13 protein-coding genes and 2 pseudogenes are annotated in these 17,441 nt (G+C 68.3%); 7 read left to right on the top strand and 8 right to left on the bottom strand.

The window, feature by feature from the left end:
* Positions 1 to 228: 228 nt before the first annotated feature.
* From FXO19_RS15245 to sufT, 5 genes and pseudogenes are all read right to left on the bottom strand, one after another.
* Positions 229 to 570 (bottom strand): hypothetical protein, encoded by a 342-nt coding sequence (locus FXO19_RS15245; RefSeq protein ID WP_149195972.1) that lies wholly within the window; start codon positions 568 to 570, stop codon positions 229 to 231.
* 192 nt (positions 571 to 762) lie between these two features.
* Positions 763 to 3,075: a pre-peptidase C-terminal domain-containing protein gene (locus FXO19_RS15240; protein WP_149195971.1), complete on the bottom strand. Its 2,313-nt coding sequence runs from the start codon at positions 3,073 to 3,075 to the stop codon at positions 763 to 765.
* A gap of 112 nt (positions 3,076 to 3,187) precedes the next feature.
* Positions 3,188 to 3,409 (bottom strand): annotated as a pseudogene (locus FXO19_RS19645) (proprotein convertase P-domain-containing protein); the annotation flags it as partial.
* Positions 3,410 to 3,550: 141 nt separating this feature from the next.
* Positions 3,551 to 5,296: pseudogene (locus FXO19_RS15235) on the bottom strand (S8 family peptidase); the annotation flags it as partial.
* Between the two features lie 553 nt (positions 5,297 to 5,849).
* Positions 5,850 to 6,401 (bottom strand): putative Fe-S cluster assembly protein SufT, encoded by a 552-nt coding sequence (gene sufT / locus FXO19_RS15230; RefSeq protein WP_149195969.1) that lies wholly within the window; start codon positions 6,399 to 6,401, stop codon positions 5,850 to 5,852.
* A 99-nt stretch (positions 6,402 to 6,500) separates the two neighbouring features.
* Between sufT and FXO19_RS15225 the strand changes: the two genes are divergently transcribed.
* Positions 6,501 to 6,914, top strand: a complete 414-nt coding sequence (locus FXO19_RS15225; protein WP_149195968.1) for a hypothetical protein — start codon at positions 6,501 to 6,503, stop codon at positions 6,912 to 6,914.
* On the opposite strand, the gene pdxR is transcribed toward FXO19_RS15225, so the two are convergent.
* Positions 6,906 to 8,354: a MocR-like pyridoxine biosynthesis transcription factor PdxR gene (pdxR, locus tag FXO19_RS15220; protein WP_149195967.1), complete on the bottom strand. Its 1,449-nt coding sequence runs from the start codon at positions 8,352 to 8,354 to the stop codon at positions 6,906 to 6,908. The genes FXO19_RS15225 and pdxR overlap by 9 nt on opposite strands.
* Before the next feature lie 110 nt (positions 8,355 to 8,464).
* On the opposite strand from pdxR, the gene FXO19_RS15215 reads away from it, so the two are divergent.
* The 4 genes from FXO19_RS15215 to FXO19_RS15200 all read left to right on the top strand — a co-directional run bounded on the left by FXO19_RS15215 (position 8,465) and on the right by FXO19_RS15200 (position 14,375).
* Positions 8,465 to 8,959, top strand: coding sequence for a hypothetical protein (locus tag FXO19_RS15215; RefSeq protein ID WP_223115521.1), 495 nt, complete (start codon positions 8,465 to 8,467; stop codon positions 8,957 to 8,959).
* A gap of 122 nt (positions 8,960 to 9,081) precedes the next feature.
* The gene (locus tag FXO19_RS15210; RefSeq protein WP_149195965.1) at positions 9,082 to 9,627 is read left to right on the top strand and encodes a hypothetical protein; all 546 of its coding nucleotides are present in this window, start codon (positions 9,082 to 9,084) and stop codon (positions 9,625 to 9,627) included.
* 188 nt (positions 9,628 to 9,815) lie between these two features.
* On the top strand, positions 9,816 to 12,788 hold the full coding sequence (locus tag FXO19_RS15205; RefSeq protein WP_149195964.1) for a TonB-dependent receptor domain-containing protein: 2,973 nt from the start codon (positions 9,816 to 9,818) through the stop codon (positions 12,786 to 12,788).
* Between the two features lie 711 nt (positions 12,789 to 13,499).
* Positions 13,500 to 14,375, top strand: coding sequence for a helix-turn-helix transcriptional regulator (locus FXO19_RS15200; protein WP_187775810.1), 876 nt, complete (start codon positions 13,500 to 13,502; stop codon positions 14,373 to 14,375).
* 191 nt (positions 14,376 to 14,566) lie between these two features.
* Here the strand turns inward: FXO19_RS15200 and FXO19_RS15195 are convergent, their stop codons facing one another.
* Positions 14,567 to 15,970: an NAD(P)(+) transhydrogenase (Re/Si-specific) subunit beta gene (locus FXO19_RS15195; protein ID WP_149195962.1), complete on the bottom strand. Its 1,404-nt coding sequence runs from the start codon at positions 15,968 to 15,970 to the stop codon at positions 14,567 to 14,569.
* Positions 15,967 to 16,281: an NAD(P) transhydrogenase subunit alpha part 2 gene (locus FXO19_RS15190; protein WP_149195961.1), complete on the bottom strand. Its 315-nt coding sequence runs from the start codon at positions 16,279 to 16,281 to the stop codon at positions 15,967 to 15,969. The genes FXO19_RS15195 and FXO19_RS15190 overlap by 4 nt, the downstream gene beginning before the upstream one ends.
* 216 nt (positions 16,282 to 16,497) lie before the next feature.
* On the opposite strand from FXO19_RS15190, the gene FXO19_RS15185 reads away from it, so the two are divergent.
* The gene (locus FXO19_RS15185) at positions 16,498 to 17,058 is read left to right on the top strand and encodes an RNA polymerase sigma factor (protein ID WP_149196028.1); all 561 of its coding nucleotides are present in this window, start codon (positions 16,498 to 16,500) and stop codon (positions 17,056 to 17,058) included.
* Positions 17,055 to 17,441 (top strand): hypothetical protein, encoded by a 387-nt coding sequence (locus FXO19_RS15180; RefSeq protein ID WP_149195960.1) that lies wholly within the window; start codon positions 17,055 to 17,057, stop codon positions 17,439 to 17,441. Before FXO19_RS15185 ends, FXO19_RS15180 begins: the two co-directional genes overlap by 4 nt.

Raw genomic sequence — 17,441 nt, 5'->3', positions numbered from 1 at the left:
GGAACGGGCGGACTTCGGTTTGGCTCCACTTGCAACCAGGCATGTCCGTGGCGGACAGCTTTTGCGAGTGAGATTCCCGGGTGAATCGGCGTGCTCCACGCCGCCGCCGGGACGTCGCGACTTCCGTCACACTTACCCGCTCGTCTTCGTTCTTCTTCGCCCGTTCTTCGTCTTCAGCCTTATCCGCGTTCATCCGCATAGCTCTGCGGCCAAAGAAAAGCGCTCGCCTCAGCGATCCCCGCCACGAATGGGATCGATGCCCATCATCGCGTCGACTTCCACGTATTCCACGTCCGGGTCGTCCGCCAGCCGCTGCATGAGGCGCTGTGCCTGGTCCCTGTCGAGCGGGCGGTCGACCTTGACCACATCGGCCTGCACGCCCAACCGTCGCTGCCAGGCCAGCGCAGACGGCACGTCGCCGCCGGTGGACAGGCCGGACGAAGCGGCGGCGCGGTCGAGCCGCGCCTGCACCGCGCCCGGGTCGCGCCCCGGGGCGCTGTCGCCGCGGTACTTCACGATGAAGCGCTGATACGGGCCCAGGCCCGGAAGCTCGCCCACCGTCACCGTCATGATTCCTCCGCGCCCGCCGGGGTTGCCGCCAGCATAAGGGCGAGCAGGCCGGCATGCAGATGCGCGGGCATCGGGAAGCGGCCCGACCGGCGATGATTGCGATCACGGCATGCCGCGACGGCATCGAATGGGCCTCGGCCCCGCCACCGGGCAACCACCCTCACCCCGGAACCCGGGGTGAGGGCGGACCGCTCAGTAGCTGCCGGTCAGGGTCACGCCCGAGAAGGCGGTGAAGCCGCGAATCATGATGTGCCACGTGCCCGCCTGCGGCGAGGCGATGGTGCAGGTCTCGTTGCTGCTGGACAGGTACGGACGGCACGCGTACTCCGAGGTGGTCGGCTGCGCGCCATGGCGCACGTACAGGTCGGCGTCGCCGCTGTTGCCGGTCATGGCAACGGTCAGGCTGGCGGTGCCGTCGGGCACCTCGATGGTCCAGTACTGCTGGCTACCGGCGTCGCCGGCGATGTCGGTCACCGGTACGCCGTTCTCGAGCTCGCCATCGCCGGGACCGACATCGGGCTCGTCATGGCGCGCCTGCAGGGTGACGCCGTTGAAGGCCCGAACGCCGACCAGCTTGACGTAATAGGTGCCGGCCTGCGGTGCCGCGATGCGCACCGTCTCGTTGTTGCCGGGCCGCTGCGAGGCGTAGTCGTGCTCGTCGGCATTCGGCTCGGCCTCGAAGCTGACGTACATCGTGATGTCGCCACTGCCGCCGGAGGTGATGAAGCTCAGCGAACCGTCGACGCCCTCGGGCACCGTCAGGCTGTACAGCTGCTCCTCGCCGGCGCCACCGCCGATGCCGCGCACCGGCGTGCGGTTGAAGATCTCGATCGCATCCGGACCCAGATCGCCGACTTCGATCGTCTGGCTGTTGCTGCCGGTGTTGCCCTCGTCGTCGGTGACGGTCAGGGTGACGGTGTAGACCCCTGCCGTGTCGTAGGTCTTGACCGGATTAGCCTCCGCCGAACCGGTGCCGTCGCCGAAGTCCCAGTCGTAGGCGACGATCTCGCCGTCCTCGTCGCTGGAGGTGTCGGTGAAGGTCACCGTCAGCGTGTCGTTGTCGACCGCGTAGGTGAAGCCCGCCACCGGATCGCCGGGCTCGCCGTCGGCGCCGATGCCGTCGATGAACTCGGCGCCGGTGCCGAGCGGGTCGAGCCAGTTGGCCAGCGACGTCGCCTCCGTGCCGCCGCCGTCCCATGACGTATGCAGACGACCGTAATAGTCACTGTGGTCGTCGCCGCTGGTGCTGCACGAGGCCAGGCCGCCGTGCAGCTGGCCGATCACGCGCTTGTCCGGGCTGTAGAGCGGCGACCCGGAGGAACCCCCCTCGGTGGTGCCCGGCTGGTTCCAGAACACGTGCAGGTGATCGTTGCCGCTGCCGAAGTAGCCACTGATCACCAGCGGGTTCGACGAGTGGGTGATGCGCTTCTCGGCCACCCGCGGGTGATGGATGGCGGTGGCGCCGTCGAAGCTGGTGTCGCGGCGGTCCCAGCCGGCCCAGTAGAGATTGAACTCAGGATCGGCCGGATCGTCGAGCTCCAGCAGGGTGAAGTCGGAAGTCGACCAGGTCGCCAGCGGCACGGCGCCCGTCTGGTTCTGGTCGAGGCTGCCGTCGCCGTCGGCGCCGCTCTCGGCGCTGCCGGGCGTGCGGCAGTAGGAGTTCTCGTAGTTCCAATACACCACGATCGACGCGGCCGCGTCGGCGGTGCCCATGCCGCAGTGGTGCGCGGTCAGGAAGTACATCTTCTGGTCGTTGGCGGTGTTGTTGACCAGCGAGCCGCTGCAGTAGAACGTGCCGAAGCGCGAATACGCGCCGGACGCGGGGATCTGGTCGCGCCACTCGTCACCCGCCGGACACACCACGTCGATGTTGCAGGATCCGGAAACGCCCTGCGCCTGCTCCATCGCGCCGCGGCGCGCCAGGTCGCCGAAACCGAGATAGTCGTGGTTGACGCTGGTCAGGCGCAGCTTGAGTTCGCCGGCCTTCGCGCGCGGCACCACCACCTCGATCACCGCATGATCGCCCGGCACCACCGGCGTCCACAGCTTGCCGTGGGCCTTGTTGTCTGCGTCGGTGAAGGTGCGGATCGCCGCCGGGTCCGCGCTTGCGTTCAGGCCGGCCGGGTAGATCAGCATGCGCCCGCCTTCCGGCATCGCGTACTCGTCGAAACCGAAGTTCAGCGACAGCGCGCCCTTGGACTCCAGGCGCAGGCGCCAGACCAGCGTATCGCCGTCGATCTTGTCCCAGTCACCGGTGTTCAACGGCGTGAGATCGACCCGGTGCGGGGTGGCGAAGCGCACCGGCTCGTCACGGCGCGCTGCGGCACGCCGGGCATCCTCGGCACGCAGCCTGGCCGCGTCGACCGCGGGCATGCTGCGCACCTCGACCGTGTGTTCGGCCGGCAGCCGGTGGTCGAAAGCGGCCGGCCTGGCGTCGCGCTGCGCCGCCAGCGCGGTTCCTGCCGACAGCATGCCGGCCATGATCAGTCCTATCGCGTATTTCATCACTCCTCCTGCCCTTCGTGTTGGCGGCCTGCGCCGCGTCGAAAAAAAGGCACCCCGATGGGTTCGGGGTGCCGAAGAGATGTTCCAAGACCGTAGAGGTGCACCCGGATGCTCAGAGGGTGAGATCCCAGCTGTTGATGTAGCCGGTGTCGCCCGCGTAGTTGTCGTTGACCCGCAGCCGCCAGGTGCCGTTGATCGCCTCGCTCGACAGGTTCACCGTGTAGGTACCGATGACGTTGTCGGCGCTGCCGCCGCTGCGGTTGTGCAGCACGTAGACGCTGCCGTCCGGCGCCACCAGGTCGACCTTGAGGTCGCCGCGATAGGTGTGGCGGATGTCGACGCCGACCGGCGTGCTCGCGGGCGCGTTGCCGCTGCGGCCGGAGATCGCGATCGGGCTTTCCACCGTCGCGTTGTCGGCGATCGGATAGTCGCCGGTGTTGCTGTAGGTCTGCGCGCCACCGCCGCCCCCGCCGCTGAAGCTGCCGGTCAGGGTCACGCCGGAATAGGCCGAGTAGCCGCGCAGCATGACGTGGTAGGTGCCGGCCTGCGGCGAGGCGAAGCTGCAGGTCTCGTTGTTGCCGTTGAGGTACGGGCGGCAATCGTAGGCTGAGGTGGTCGGTTGCGAACCACGGCGCACGTACAGGTCGGCGTCGCCGCTGCCGCCGGAAATGCCGATGCTCAGGTTGCTGGCGCCCGCCGGCACCACGATCGTCCAGTACTGGGTGCTGCCGCTGCCGCCGGAAACGCCGCTCACCGGCACGCCGTTCTCGAGTTCGCCTTCGCCGGGCCCGGGGCCGCCACCGCCGCCGGCCGCGTCCACCGCCGCCTTGGCGTTGACGATGCCGGCGCCGATCGGCTGCGACGGCGTCGACGGGAAGGCACGCGCGGTGCTCTTGAGCAGCGATTCCACCTGGGCAGGCGACAGCGCCGGGTTGGCGACCGACTGCATCAGCGCGACCACGCCGGCCACGTGCGGCGCGGCCATCGAGGTGCCGCTGTAGGAAGCGTAGCTGGCGCTGCCGGGCGTGGTGCTGCCGCTGTTGAGCGTCGACATGATGCTCGAGCCCGGCGCCGCGACGTCGATCAGCGCGCCGTAGTTGGAGAAGCTCGAGCGCGCGCCGGTGTTGGTGTTCGACGCCACCGCGACGACGTTGTTGCAGTTGGCCGGCGAGAAGCCCGATACGTTGGCGTTGCTGTTGCCCGCGGCGATCACCAGGGTGGTGCCGCGGCCGACCGCGCCGTTGATCGCGCTCTGCATGGCCGAGCCGCAGGAGCCGCCGCCGCCGAGGCTGAGGTTGATCGCCTCGGCCGGATTGGCGTTGGCGGGCACGCCGCTGACCGAACCGCCCGACGCCCAGATGACGGCATCGGCGATGTCCGAATCGTATCCGCCGCAGCGGCCGAGCACTCGCACCGGCACGACCTCGGCATTGAACGCGGTGCCGGCGACGCCGGTGTTGTTGTTGGTGACCGCGGCGACGGTGCCGGTGACGTGGGTGCCATGCCAGCTCGAGGGCTGCGCGGCATGCAGGCCACCGCATTCGTTGGCGGTGATCCAGTCGCCCGGATCGGCCGGGTCCGAGTCGCGGCCGTTGCCGTCGCGCGAGACGAAGGTGTCGACGATGAAGTCGTAGCCCGGCAGGATGTTGGCGTTGAGGTCGGCGTGGCTGGTGATGCCGGTATCCAGCACCGCCACCACGGTGCCGCTGCCGCTGGTGACGTCCCAGGCCTCGGTGGCGCGGATGCCGCCGGCGCCGGTACCGAAGCCGTACTGCTGGCCGAAGTTCGGATCGTTGGGCGTCAGCAGGAGCCGGTTGAGCTTGTCGACCTCGACGTACTCGACGTTCGGATTGGCGGCGATCTGCTGCATCAGCGACTCGGCCTCGGCGCGGTCGAGTTTCCGGTCGGTGGCGATCACCTCCGCGCCGACGGCCATGCGCCGCAGCGCACGGATGCCCAGTGCACGGCCGCTTGCGGCCTTGGCGGGTACGGCGCGTGCGGCCCCTTGCAGGCTGGCCGCCAGCGCGGCCCCGCCGGCAAGTTCAGGACTGCCGTCGCGATACTTCACGATGAAGCGGTCGTGCAGTTCGGACGCCTGCAGGCCGCTGAGATTGAGGCGTTCGCCGGCCATGGCCGGAATCACGGCCATCGACGACAGGACGGTGGCGGTCGCAACCGCCAGCGCGCGCATGCGAATACGGCGTTTCGAGACATCGGACATCGGTGTTACCCCCGGAAATCGGAAAACAAAACCGCGGAAGCGGCAGGAACCGGGGTACACGCGAGTCGTGGAGTTGCGGACGGTTCGCACTGCATCCCGACATGAACGCGGACATTGACAATCCTGTCCACAAACTGACGCTAAGCGACCGTTCGATGTGAACGCAAGCGGCCAAGGAGCGGGCCGTTGCAGTTAAATTTTGATGATCGTCACAAAATCGATCATTGGTCGATTACAGCGGAAACTTTTTGCCGTGCGCCGTGTCGGGAGCGGCCCCGGCTGGGAGGCGATGCATCGCGGACGCGGCCGCCGATCGGACTGCCGCACCGCGGCGGCCCCGGCAGCCCGTCTCTGTAGGAGCGGCTTCAGCCCCGACTTGCCGAAGATCGCGGCAGGGCGGCCAGCAGCGTGGCGGGCAGCGGGGGAAACTGCGCGCATGGGTTCTTGTTCGGGCTTCGCTCGTTTCCTGGGGTCGGGGCTGAAGCCCCTCCTACAGGAGCATCCGCGCGCCTGGTGCAGCGGGCGGGAAGGCGCTGCAAAGCGCATGACGCGCTTACAGCATGCCCGTTTCCAGGCGTGCGGCTTCCGACATCATCGACTGGTTCCACGGCGGATCGAACACCAGCTCGACGTCCGCCTCGGTCACGGTCGGGATCATCTCCAGCCGGCTGCGCACATCGTCGACCAGGATCTCGCCCATGCCGCAGCCGGGTGCGGTCAAGGTCATTTTCACCTCGACCGTGCGCGCTCCGTCCTCCGCGGGCCGGACCACGGCCTCGTAGACCAGACCGAGATCGACCACGTTGATCGGGATCTCGGGATCGAAGCAGGTACGCAGCTGCTTCCACACCAATTGCTCGACCGCCGAATCGTCGGCATCGCCGGGCAGTTCCAGCGGCGGCGGCGGCTCCTTGCCGATCGCGTCGGCGTCGCGGCCGGCGATGCGGAACAGGTTGCCCTCGATGAAGACCGTGTAGCTGCCGCCCAGCGCCTGCGTGATGTAGCCGATGCTGCCGGCAGGCAGGGTCACGCCCTCGCCCTGCGGCACCAGGACCGCGGCGCAGTCGCGTTCGAGACGCACGGGTTCGCTGCTGCTGGAATACATACCGGAGAACATGGGGTCGGCGCCGCGGCGCGCAAGGCGGACATTGTATCGCCGCCCTGCGGGGACGCTATGCTGACGCGCCCCATCCTTGCCCATCGCATGCCGAAGCCCACCGCGCCGCCCTCTCCCTGGTTCGCCTTTCTGCTGCTGTTGCTGGGGACCGCCGGTTGCGCCGCGCTGTGGATCCTGCTGGCCGCGGCCACCGGGCGCCAGTGCAGCTGGATGGCGGTGGTGGCCGCCTTCGACGCCGCCTTGCTGCTGCGGATGGCGCGGGTGCGGCCGGGGTTGGCGCGGGCACTGTGGGGCGTGCTGGTCACGGCTGCGGCGATCACGGCGGCGAACTGGTTCATCATTGCCACGCAACTGGGAAAGGTCCTGGGGCTGCTGCCATGGGAATCGGCGCTCAAGCTCGGAGCGCATCACGCATGGACGCTGTCGCAGCTGGCCAACGACAGTGTCGACGTCGCCTGGCTCGGTGCCGGGCTGGTGATCGCGGCCGTCGCCTCACGCTGAGGTGACGGGGAGCAGCTCGTCCAGGCAGGCTGCGAACACCGCCAGCGCCTGCCGGATCTCGATGGCCGACAGCCCGGCATAGCCCATCAGCAGCCCGGCGCGGTCCGGCGGCTGCAGGTAGTAGGGCGCAATCGAATACAGGCCCAGGCCGCGCGCACCGGCCTGCGCGATCAGCGCTTCGCCAGCGTCATGCCCGACCCCGCGCAGCCACACCGCCAGGTGCATCCCGGCACGCGAGTCGGTGATGTCCAGACGACCGGCGCTGCAGGCATGCAGCCCTTCCAGCAGTGCGGCGCGGCGCTGGCACAGCGCCTTGGCGCTGCGCCGCAGGTGGCGCTCGAAGCCGCCATCGGTGATGAACGCCGCCAGCGCCGCCTGCTCGATCGCGGGCGTACCGAAGTCCGCCATCCGTTTCGCGACCAGGAAGTCCCCGCGCAGTGCCGGCGGCACCACCAGGTAGCCCAGCCGCAGGGCGGGGAACAGCGTCTTGGAAAACGTGCCGACATAGATCACCCGTCCGGCTTCGTCCAGCGAGCGCAACGCGGACAGCGGCCGCGCGTCATAGCGGAACTCGCCGTCGTAGTCGTCCTCGAAGATCCAGCTTCGATGCCGGCGCGCGTACTCGAGCAGGGCCATGCGCCGGGACAGCGACATCACCGCGCCGGTCGGAAACTGGTGCGAGGGGGTGACGCAGAGCAGCTTCGGAGCCTCCCGCTCCGGCAACAGATCGCAGCGCAGGCCCTGCGCATCGACCGGCACCGGCAGCAGGCGCGCGCCGTGCACCTGCAGTGCGGTGCGGATGGCGTTGTAGTGCGGCTCCTCGATCGCCGCGACGTCGCCGGCATCGAGCAGCACGCGCGCGCTCAGCGCCAGCGCCTGCTGGGTCCCGGCGACGATCAGCACGTCGGACGCCGGCACGCGAACGCCGCGGCGCCGGGCCAGGTAGTCGCAGACCGCCTCCCGCAATGCTGGCAATCCCTGCGCCGCGGGATAACTGGGATCGGTATAGCGCGCGGCCCGCGACAGTGCCTGTGCCCAGGCAGTGGTCAATGCCGGATTGACGAACGGTACGCCGTACTGGAACGAGTAGCGCATGCCCGGGATGTGGCCACCGGGCATCCGCTCGTTGTACAGCCGCGCCCGCCGCGCGTATGCCGACTGCGGCGCAACGTCATCTATTTCGACGCCGCGCAACTGTCGTTGCGGCTGCGACAGCGCAACGAAGCTGCCCGACCCGACTCGTGCATCGACGAATCCTTCGGCGCGCAGCTGCTCATAGGCCGCCAGGACGGTGTTGCGCGACAGGCCGAGTTCGCTCGCCAGCCAGCGCGTCGCCGGCAGGCGGCTGCCGCGGGCGAGCTGTCCGTCGAGGATCGCCGCCTTGAGGGCGCGGGTCAGTTGCGCATGGAGCGGGCCGTGTGTGTCGAGAACCAGATGCATCGTCTGAAAAACCCGGAATTGGCCCCAGTTGGCCCGAGCCGATTGGCCCTTGATAGTACCAATCGACTGCGGCCCCATAGGGCCAATCCCCCCTCGGCCGTGAATCGATGATGCGCACCCTGACCATGACTTCCCCGCTCGCCGCGGCCCCTGCGTTCCGGCATCACCCGGTCCTGCTCTGCGGCGCGCTCGTCAGCGCCCTGGACCTGGCGCTGGCGATCGCGTTCTGGGCAGCCGAGGACGTGTCGGCGGGCCGCGTGCTGCAGGGCGTCGCCGCCTGGCTGCTCGGGCCGGCCGCCTATGCCGGTGGCGCCGCGACCGCGTTGTTCGGTGTCCTGCTGTACACCGGCCTGATGTGTGCGCTGGCGGCCGGCTATCGCGGGCTGGCCCGACGCCACGATGCGCTCCTGCGCCGTCCGCTGCTCGGCGGCGCCCTGTATGGCGCGGCGGCCTACCTGTTGATCTTCGGCCTCGCGGTGCCGGCGCTGACCTCGGCACCGGCATTCGTCCGGCCCGACTGGGCCGCCGTCTGCCTGCTGGCCTACATGTTCCTGATCGGCGTGCCCTGCGCCCTGTTCGCACGCCTGCCGGGCCGTCACGCCTGACCACCGGGCGGACCCACCTGCGCGGCGCGGCCGATTGGCTCCGGTGCCCGGTCCGCGGGTGGCGCTTGCCACGGCCGCCGGCGATGCCTGCAATGCCCACTGGCGCACAGGGAAACAACCGGATGACCACCACGCAAGGCCATGACCGGTCCGCCTCGGGCTACCGCTTCCGCTATCTGGTATTCGGCGGCGTTGCCGCCGGAACCCTCGACCTGATCTACATCTGCAGCCTGTGGGCCGCGATGGGCGTCGGTCCGCTGCGGATCCTGCACAGCATCGCCGCGGGCTGGATGGGACGGGAAGCCGCCATCGCCGGTGGCGCCGCGACCGCGCTGCTCGGATTCGCCTCGCACTACGCGATCGCGATCGCGATGGCCTGCACCTACGGCCTGGCGAGCCGGCGCTGGCCATGGTTGCTGCGAAACCCGCTTCGGTACGGCGCGCTCTACGGCGTCGTGCTGTACCTGGCGATGAACTTCGTCGTGGTGCCATTGTCCGCGGCCGGCAGCGGCCTGCCGCGCTGGGAATGGATGCAGGTGTCGCATCTGCTCGCGCACATGCTGCTGGTCGGTATCCCATGCGCCTTCGCCGCACGGTTCGCGACACGCAGCGGGCCCGCGCCGGTGACCGCGACACCGATCGCGGCCTTCGGGAAATCGGACGCCTGACGCGACGCACGCCGGGCTCCCAGGTCGCACCACGGAGTGCCGATCCCGACAGCCCGCGGGCCGGTAGCGCCGTCCACTCGTCAACTCCCGCACATGCAGCGATCCCTGAGCTGCGCATGTTGCGTCGTTAAAGATTCGTAATTTCGCTGGACGGCCAAGCCGTATCCATTCAACCAGCGGAGTCAGCAATGCGAATCCACCTTTTGAGCCACGCCGTGCGCCATGCGCTGTTGGCGGGCACCGCCCTGGGCCTCACCGCGCTACCTTTCGGCATCGCCAGCGCGCAGGACGACGCGCAGGACCGGCAGCAAGCCACGACCCTCGACCGGATCGAGGTCACCGGCTCGCGTATCCGCCAGGTCGACATCGAGACCGCGCAGCCGGTGCTGAGCATCAGCCGCCAGGACATCGAGAACCAGGGATTCCAGTCAGTCGCGGACATCCTGCAGAACATCACCGCGGCCGGTTCGCCGCCGTTGAGCCGCGCCTCTCCGCTTGCGGCCGGCGAGGCGGCCGGGGGCCAGGCAATCGACCTGCGCAACCTGACCCCGCAGCGCACCCTGGTATTGGTCAACGGCAAGCGCCTGGGCGTCACCACCACTGGCGTGCAAGACATCTCCACGATCCCGGCGGCGATGGTCGAACGCATCGAGGTGCTGAAGGACGGCGCCTCCGCCGTGTACGGTTCCGACGCGATCGCGGGCGTGGTCAACATCATCACCCGCAGCAATTATGAAGGCGTCCAGGGCAGCGTCTACTACGGCCAGTACAGCGAGGGCGACGGCGAGATCGAGAAGTACGACTTCCTGTTGGGCGCCAGCAATGACCGCGGCTCGGTCACCATCGGCGTCGAGTACGCCAGGGAAGGCGAGGTGTGGCAGCAGGATCGTCCGTTCAGCGCCTATCCCCTGGGCGACCGCCACCCCGGGCTGAGCTGGACGCCGGTCGGCCAGTACGGCGGCTTCATCAGCAACCCGACCTCCAACCCGCTGCCCGGCATCACCTATCCGGCGCCGACCGAAGACAACCCCAACAGCAACGTCCGCGTGATCGTGCGGCCCGGCGGCGACCCGCGCAACCCGGCCGACTACATCGCCCAGGACTTGGGCGCCAACCCGAACCACAAGAGCAATCCCGGCGAGCAGATGCATCTGCGCACGCCGCTGGAGCGCAAGTCGCTGTTCGTCGACGGCAGCTACGACATTACCGATACGATCCGCTTCCGCAGCAACATGATGTACAGCAACCGCATCACTGACCGCTCCATCGCCGGCTATCCGATGCAGGCGGCGTCGTTCGCCGGTTTCGACAGCGGCGCCGGCGTGCCGCTGCACGCCGACAGCTACTTCAACCCGGTCGGGAACACCATCAACAACTGGTGGCGCCGGACCTGGGAGGTGCCGCGCACCGCGTCCAGCGACGTGACCACGTGGCGCTTCAGCGGTGCGCTGGAAGGCAGTTTCGAAGTCGGCGAGCGCTTCTTCGACTGGGACGTCGGCGCCATGTACAACCAGAACAAGGTGGTGCAGTCCGCGTTCGGCAATCTCAATCTCGCCAACGCGCAGGCTGCGCTCGGCCCGTCGTTCCTCAACGATACCGGCAGGGTGCAGTGCGGCACGCCCGACGACCCGATCGCGTTCACCGCCTGCGTGCCATGGAACCCGCTGCTGCACTACGGCGAGGCCGGCCCGGGTAGCCTTGCCGACCCGGACCTGCAGAACTTCCTGTTCCAGCGTGAGCATTCCACCGGCGAGACCGAGACCACCATCTATACCGCCAACGTCACCGGCGGCCTGTTCGAACTGCCGGCCGGCGAGATGTCGTTCGCTTTGGGCGTCGAGCACCGCAAGGAAGAAGGCGAATTCGTCCCGGACGCCCTTGCGGTCACCGGTGGCTCGAGCAACCTGGCCGGTCGTCCGACCCGCGGCAGCTACAGCGAGGAGTCGATCTACGGCGAGCTGTTCGTGCCGATCCTGGCGGACGTCGTGGGCGCGCAGGAACTGAGCCTCAACATCTCCAGCCGCTATTCGGACTACGACACGTTCGGTGACACGCTCAACAGCAAGTTCGGCCTGAAATGGAAGCCGATCGACGACCTGATGATCCGCGCCACCTGGGCGCAAGGTTTCCGTGCGCCGAACATCAACAACCTGTTTGGCGGCGGTTCGCAGACGTTCGCGTTCTACACCGATCCCTGCGACACCCAGTTCGGCGCTTCGGCCAGCGACCCGGCCGTTCGCGCCCGCTGCGCCCAGGACATCGCCAATGCCGACACCTTCCGCCAGCTGCAGCAGGGCTTCGTGCCGACCGAGTTCGCCAATGCGCAGACGCCGCTGGCCTTCTTCAGCGGTGCCGGCAACCTCAATCTGGAACCAGAGGAGTCCACCAGCAAGAACATCGGCTTCGTCTGGAGCCCGAGCTTCGCCGAGGGCCTGAGCTTCAACCTCGACTGGTGGCAGATCGAAATCGACAACACCATCGTCGCCGACACCCCGACGCAAATGCTCGAGGATTGCTACATCGAGCAGATCGCCTCGCGTTGCGTCAACTTCACTCGCGACCCGGTGCTCGGCATCGTCAACAACATGAACTTTGGCAGCCGCAATGCCGGCTACATCGAGGTGGAAGGCTACGACTTCGGCGCCATCTACCGGTTCGACACCGACTTCGGCCGCTTCGGGATTGACTGGCAGAACACCTACACCAGCAAGAACGAGTTCAAGACCGACGACGACGCCCAGTTCACCACCCAGGCCAACAGCTTCGTCACCACCGCCGGTGCCAACTTCCGCCTGCGTTCGAACCTGGGCCTGACCTGGGAGCAGGGCGACTTCGGCGGCAGCTGGAACATGCGCTACCACTCGGCGATCAAGGAAGAGTGCCTGAGTGCCTCGGCCTTCCCGGGAGAATGTTCGGATCCGGATTACGTCGCGGCCAACCCGGCCAACAGCGGACCGATCAACCGCACCGGATCGGTGACTTTCAGTGATGTCCAGTTCCGCTGGACGGCGCCATGGAACGCGACGATCTCGGTGGGTGCCAACAACGTGTTCGACCGCTACGGCCCGCCGCTGTACACGCAGCCGAACTCGAACACCAATTATTACGGCGGCTTCGACATCGGCCGCTTCGTGTACATGAAGTACCAGCAGCGGTTCTGACGCAGCTCGCAACGACGGCCCGGAAGGGCCGTCGTTCGTTATGCGCGTGCATGCACATTGCAAGTGCGAACAGCCGTCAGCGAGGTGCATGGGGAAGGACAACCCCAGTTGCGGATCCGCGGCACGCTGTGCCGGTCCGCATTGCTCGTCTCTCTCTCCAGGCAAGGCTGGCTGTCCGTTCCAGCGATTGTCCAGATCGCGATCATCATTCCAAAGGAACGCCACCACCATCTGTGGACATCGCCCGGCCCGTCCGGGCGTTTTTTTGATCCTCACACCGGGACGACGGCGGAAGAAGGCGTCGTAGAGATAGAATGGACACCTGCAGGGATCAGGGCCGCGACCAGAGTTCGGACTTTCTCGCAATAACGGGAAGAGAGTCGAGCTGCCGGATTGTCCCGATCCAAGGCGGCGGCATCGTGCCCGCCTGCATTCAGCACAGCTGATCGTGCGCCGGTACTGGCCGGGACGCGGATTGGCTCCACTGCACGTCGCCGAATTGGCGCCTCAACCGGACCATCGCCACCGCTAGTCTGGCAATGACGGCAGCGTTCGCGGAGCAATGTCTCCGCGCGTCGCGGCACATCCGGCTGACGTTCAGCACACATGGCGAACGGTTCGTCCCGCCACAGCTGCCGTTGTCCACCAGGCGATTGCGGCCACCGACGCGCCGTCGCGACCCTCTCCGACAACGAAAGCGAAACGACCGCCATGCATCCCACCTATCGACCGTTGCGCTCCCACGATCTGCTCGACCTGTCCGCGCCTGATGATTCGCTGCACGTGCTCCACGGCAGCGGCCGCAATATCCAGCTGGCGATCCCCTCCCGCTGGATCAGCATATGGCTGCCGCTGTCGGAAGGAATCGAACTGGAGACGCCGGACTGCCGCTGGCTGCTGCACGCCGGCGAACTGCTGGTCTGGCGTGACGGTGCGCTGCGGGCCGGCAGCCGCCGCGACGGGCGCTGGCTGGCGGTGTGCGGCAGCCCCACAGCCTGGGCGCGGCACCAGCGCCCGCGGCCGGGCGACCCGGCGGTCGACCTGTTGCCGTCGGAGTCGCGCTGCACGCGCGAGCTGCGCCGGCTGACCGTACGGCTGGCGCGCGTGGCGCGGCAGCCGGACCTGTGCCCGCTGGGTGCCGACACCGTCGTCGACATGCTGTGCGCGGCCCTGACCGAGCACCAGCGCGACCTGCATGCCTTGTTGCCGCGCTGCACCGGACGCACGTTGCTGCGCCGGCAGCAGACGCTGATGCGACTGCTGCGGGTGCAGCACCTGATCCGTCGGCATGACGACGGACGCGTCGACCTGGCACAGCTGGCCGCCAGCGCGAACTACTCTCCCTGCCACCTGATCCGCAGCTACCGCGACGTGTTCGGGGAGACGCCGTCCGAGTACGCTGCACGGCTGCGCTCGGAGCGTGCCTGGCAACTGGTCCGCGAAACGCGCATGCCGGTTTGCGAGATCACCGCCGCGCTGGGCTTTGAGAGCCAGAGCGCGTTCTGCCGCGCGTTCAAGGGCACGTTCGGCATGACCACCAGCCAGGTCAGGCAAGAACGGTTCCCCGACCAGCAGCGCGCCGCATGAAGCATCGACCAAACCGCCGCTTGTAGGAGGGGCTTCAGCCCCGACAGCGCGGGCTAACCCCTAGAGCATGCTCTCTGCCGCTGTTTCCCTTCGCAACGCGCGGCGGCGCGTTCATCATGGTCGCCACCGATGCATCTGCCTGGCGCGGTCGGGGCTGAAGCCCCTCCTACAGGGTCGGGAGGTGGCAGGTTCTAGTGGCCCCCGTCCAGCGCCTTCAGCTCGCTCACCAGCGCGCTCGCCATCTCCGCGCCGTCGCCGTACAGCATGCGGGTGTTGTCGGCATAGAAGAGCGCATTCTCGATGCCTGCGAAGCCGGTACCCTTGCCGCGCTTGATGACGACGACGTTCTTGGCGTTCACCACGTCGAGGATCGGCATGCCGTAGATCGGGCTGGCCGGGTCGGTCTTGGCGACCGGGTTGACCACGTCGTTGGCGCCGATCACCAGCGCGACATCGGTGTTGGCGAACTCGGGATTGATGTCATCCATGTCCGCGATCAGGTCGTAGGGCACGCCGGCCTCGGCCAGCAGCACGTTCATGTGCCCGGGCATGCGCCCGGCGACCGGGTGGATCGCGAACTTCACCTTGACCCCGCGCTCGACCAGCTTCTGCGTCAGTTCCCAGATCTTGTGCTGCGCCTGTGCCACCGCCATGCCGTAGCCGGGCACGATCACCACGCGGTCGGCGAAGGCCATCATCGCGGCGACGTCGCCGGCCTCGATCGGCTTTTGCGCGCCGCTGATCTCCTGCGCCTGGCCACCGCCGCCGAAGTTGGAGAACAGCACGCTCTTGATCGAGCGGTTCATCGCCTTGGCCATCAGCCGGGTCAGCAGCATGCCGGCCGCACCGACCATGGTGCCGGCGATGATCAATGCCTCGTTGCCGAGCACGTAGCCTTCGAACGCCACCGCCAGCCCGGTCAGGGCGTTATAGAGCGAGATCACCACCGGCATGTCGGCACCGCCGATCGGTAGCGTCATCAGCACGCCCAGCGCCAGGGCCGCCAGGAAGAAGGCGATCACCAGCGGCACGCCCAGCGAGTGGATCACCATGCCACCGAGCGCCAGTGCGGCCAGGAACACCGCGGCGTTGAACAGCTGCTGGCCGGGAAAGGTGTAACGCTTGTCCATGCGCCCGTCGAGCTTGGCCCAGGCGATGATCGAACCGGACAGCGCCACCGCGCCGATCAGCGCGCCCAGCACCGCCAGCACCAGCACCACCATGCCGGGCGCCACGCCCGCATCCGACCAGCGCAGCAGCTCCACCGCGCCGATGGCCGCCGCCGAGCCGCCGCCCAGGCCGTTGTACAGCGCCACCATCTGCGGCATGTCGGTGATCGCCACCTTCTTGCCCGAATACCAGGCCAGGCCGGCGCCGATCAGGATCGCCAGCAGGATCAGCGCGATGTTCTCCAGCCCCGGCAGGAAGAACGTGGCGGTGGTGGCGATGACCATGCCCCAGCCGGCCCACAGGATGCCGCTGCGCGCGGTCAGCGGCGAAGCCATGCGCTGCAGCCCGAGCAGGAACAGCGTCGCCGCGACCAGATAGCTGACCTTCACCGCCAGCGCGAGCAGTTCCGGCAACGACCCGCTCATGCCTTGTCCCCGGCGGCGCCGGCGGCCGGCTTGCGGCTGGACTTGAACATCTCCAGCATGCGCTCGGTCACCACGTAACCGCCGGCGGCGTTGCCCGCCCCCATCAGCACGGCGACGAAGCCGATCACCTTCTCCAGCGTCGTGTCGGCATGGCCGAGTACCACCATCGCCCCGATCAGCACGATGCCGTGGATGAAGTTCGAGCCCGACATCAGCGGCGTGTGCAGGATCACCGGCACCCGCGAAATGATCACGTGGCCGGCGATCGCCGCCAGCATGAAGATGTACAAGGCCACGAAACCATCGATCATGCGCTGCTCCCGGGATCCGGCTCTGGTCCGCATCATAACCGTACATGAACCGGTTGCTAGCGGGTCAACCGCGGCCCGTCACACGCGTTGACAGCTGCGAACCCTGACAGGACCCCGGATCTGCGCAACGTGGACGGCGATCTCGACCAACACCGGCAGGCGCTGCGGCCCGTGCCCGGCGCCCGCGCCGGCCATGGCGGCGGTAAGCTCGTCGGCATGCGCGCATCCGCCGACATCGCCGCGCCCCTGCCGCTGACCACCGAGGCGCCGGCGGCCACGCTGGATGCGTTCTTCGCCGGGGTCCGCGCCCGCGCGTTCCGCTTCGCCGAGATCGGCCTGCGCAACCGCGACGACGCGCAGGATGCGGTGCAGGACGCGATGACCCGGATGCTGCGCTATCGCGAGCGGCCGGCCGAGGAATGGACCGCGCTGTTCTGGACGGTCCTGCGCAGCCGCATCGTCGACATCCAGCGTCGGCGCATGTTCCGGCTGAGCTGGATCTCCGATGCCGGCGAGCGCGAGGACGACAGCCTCGACTGGGCCGACGCCGGGCCGGACCCGATGCGCGTCCACGACGGGCGCGAGGCCTATGCGCGGCTGGTGGCGGCACTGCGGGCGCTGCCGCGCCGCCAGCGCGAAGTTTTCAGCCTGCGCGTGCTCGAAGAACTCGACGTGGCCACCACCGCGAAGATCATGGGCTGCGGCGAGGGCTCGGTGAAGACGCACCTGTCGCGCGCCCGCGAGGCGCTGCAGAAACAACTGGAGGATTTCCGATGACCACCGACCACGACGGCGGTAGCCGCTTCGACCGCGCCGCACGCGCCTGCCACCACGAGGCGTTGCGGCAGGTGCCGCAACGCACGCTGGCCACGCTGCGCCCACGGGCGCCGGCAAGCGCCGGCCACGGCTGGCGCGCGCAACCGCTGCGCTGGTCGCTGGCGACCGCCTGTGCGGCCGTGTTCGCCTTCGCCGCCGGCATGCAGCTGCTCGCCCCTGGCGACGACGCCGAAACCACCACGGTGCCGGTGGCGACCATCGAGCCGGTCACCGTCGAGCCCCGGATCGAACTCTACGAGGATGCCCTGGTGGCGTTCGAGGAAGATCCCGACCTGTTCCTGTGGCTGGCCTCCGCCGAGGCGCAGCCATTGGCGATGGAGTAA

Origin of the sequence: Luteimonas suaedae, from assembly GCF_008312895.1 — a bacterium.
Taxonomy (GTDB): domain Bacteria; phylum Pseudomonadota; class Gammaproteobacteria; order Xanthomonadales; family Xanthomonadaceae; genus Luteimonas; species Luteimonas suaedae.
Note: the sequence above shows the minus strand (reverse complement) of the source record. Positions and strands in the feature narration are given on the sequence as shown.

What these genes read in the sequence shown, in the direction of transcription:
- FXO19_RS15225 (WP_149195968.1), top strand. Translation starts at nt 6,501, where the DNA reads ATGCCGAAGCCCACCGCGCCGCCCTCTCCCTGGTTCGCCTTTCTGCTG.
- FXO19_RS15240 (WP_149195971.1), bottom strand. Translation starts at nt 3,075, where the DNA reads ATGAAATACGCGATAGGACTGATCATGGCCGGCATGCTGTCGGCAGGA.
- FXO19_RS15195 (WP_149195962.1), bottom strand. Translation starts at nt 15,970, where the DNA reads ATGAGCGGGTCGTTGCCGGAACTGCTCGCGCTGGCGGTGAAGGTCAGC.
- sufT (WP_149195969.1), bottom strand. Translation starts at nt 6,401, where the DNA reads ATGTATTCCAGCAGCAGCGAACCCGTGCGTCTCGAACGCGACTGCGCC.
- FXO19_RS15180 (WP_149195960.1), top strand. Translation starts at nt 17,055, where the DNA reads ATGACCACCGACCACGACGGCGGTAGCCGCTTCGACCGCGCCGCACGC.
- FXO19_RS15200 (WP_187775810.1), top strand. Translation starts at nt 13,500, where the DNA reads ATGCATCCCACCTATCGACCGTTGCGCTCCCACGATCTGCTCGACCTG.
- pdxR (WP_149195967.1), bottom strand. Translation starts at nt 8,354, where the DNA reads ATGCATCTGGTTCTCGACACACACGGCCCGCTCCATGCGCAACTGACC.
- FXO19_RS15190 (WP_149195961.1), bottom strand. Translation starts at nt 16,281, where the DNA reads ATGATCGATGGTTTCGTGGCCTTGTACATCTTCATGCTGGCGGCGATC.
- FXO19_RS15215 (WP_223115521.1), top strand. Translation starts at nt 8,465, where the DNA reads ATGCGCACCCTGACCATGACTTCCCCGCTCGCCGCGGCCCCTGCGTTC.
- FXO19_RS15205 (WP_149195964.1), top strand. Translation starts at nt 9,816, where the DNA reads ATGCGAATCCACCTTTTGAGCCACGCCGTGCGCCATGCGCTGTTGGCG.
- FXO19_RS15210 (WP_149195965.1), top strand. Translation starts at nt 9,082, where the DNA reads ATGACCACCACGCAAGGCCATGACCGGTCCGCCTCGGGCTACCGCTTC.
- FXO19_RS15185 (WP_149196028.1), top strand. Translation starts at nt 16,498, where the DNA reads ATGCGCGCATCCGCCGACATCGCCGCGCCCCTGCCGCTGACCACCGAG.
- FXO19_RS15245 (WP_149195972.1), bottom strand. Translation starts at nt 570, where the DNA reads ATGACGGTGACGGTGGGCGAGCTTCCGGGCCTGGGCCCGTATCAGCGC.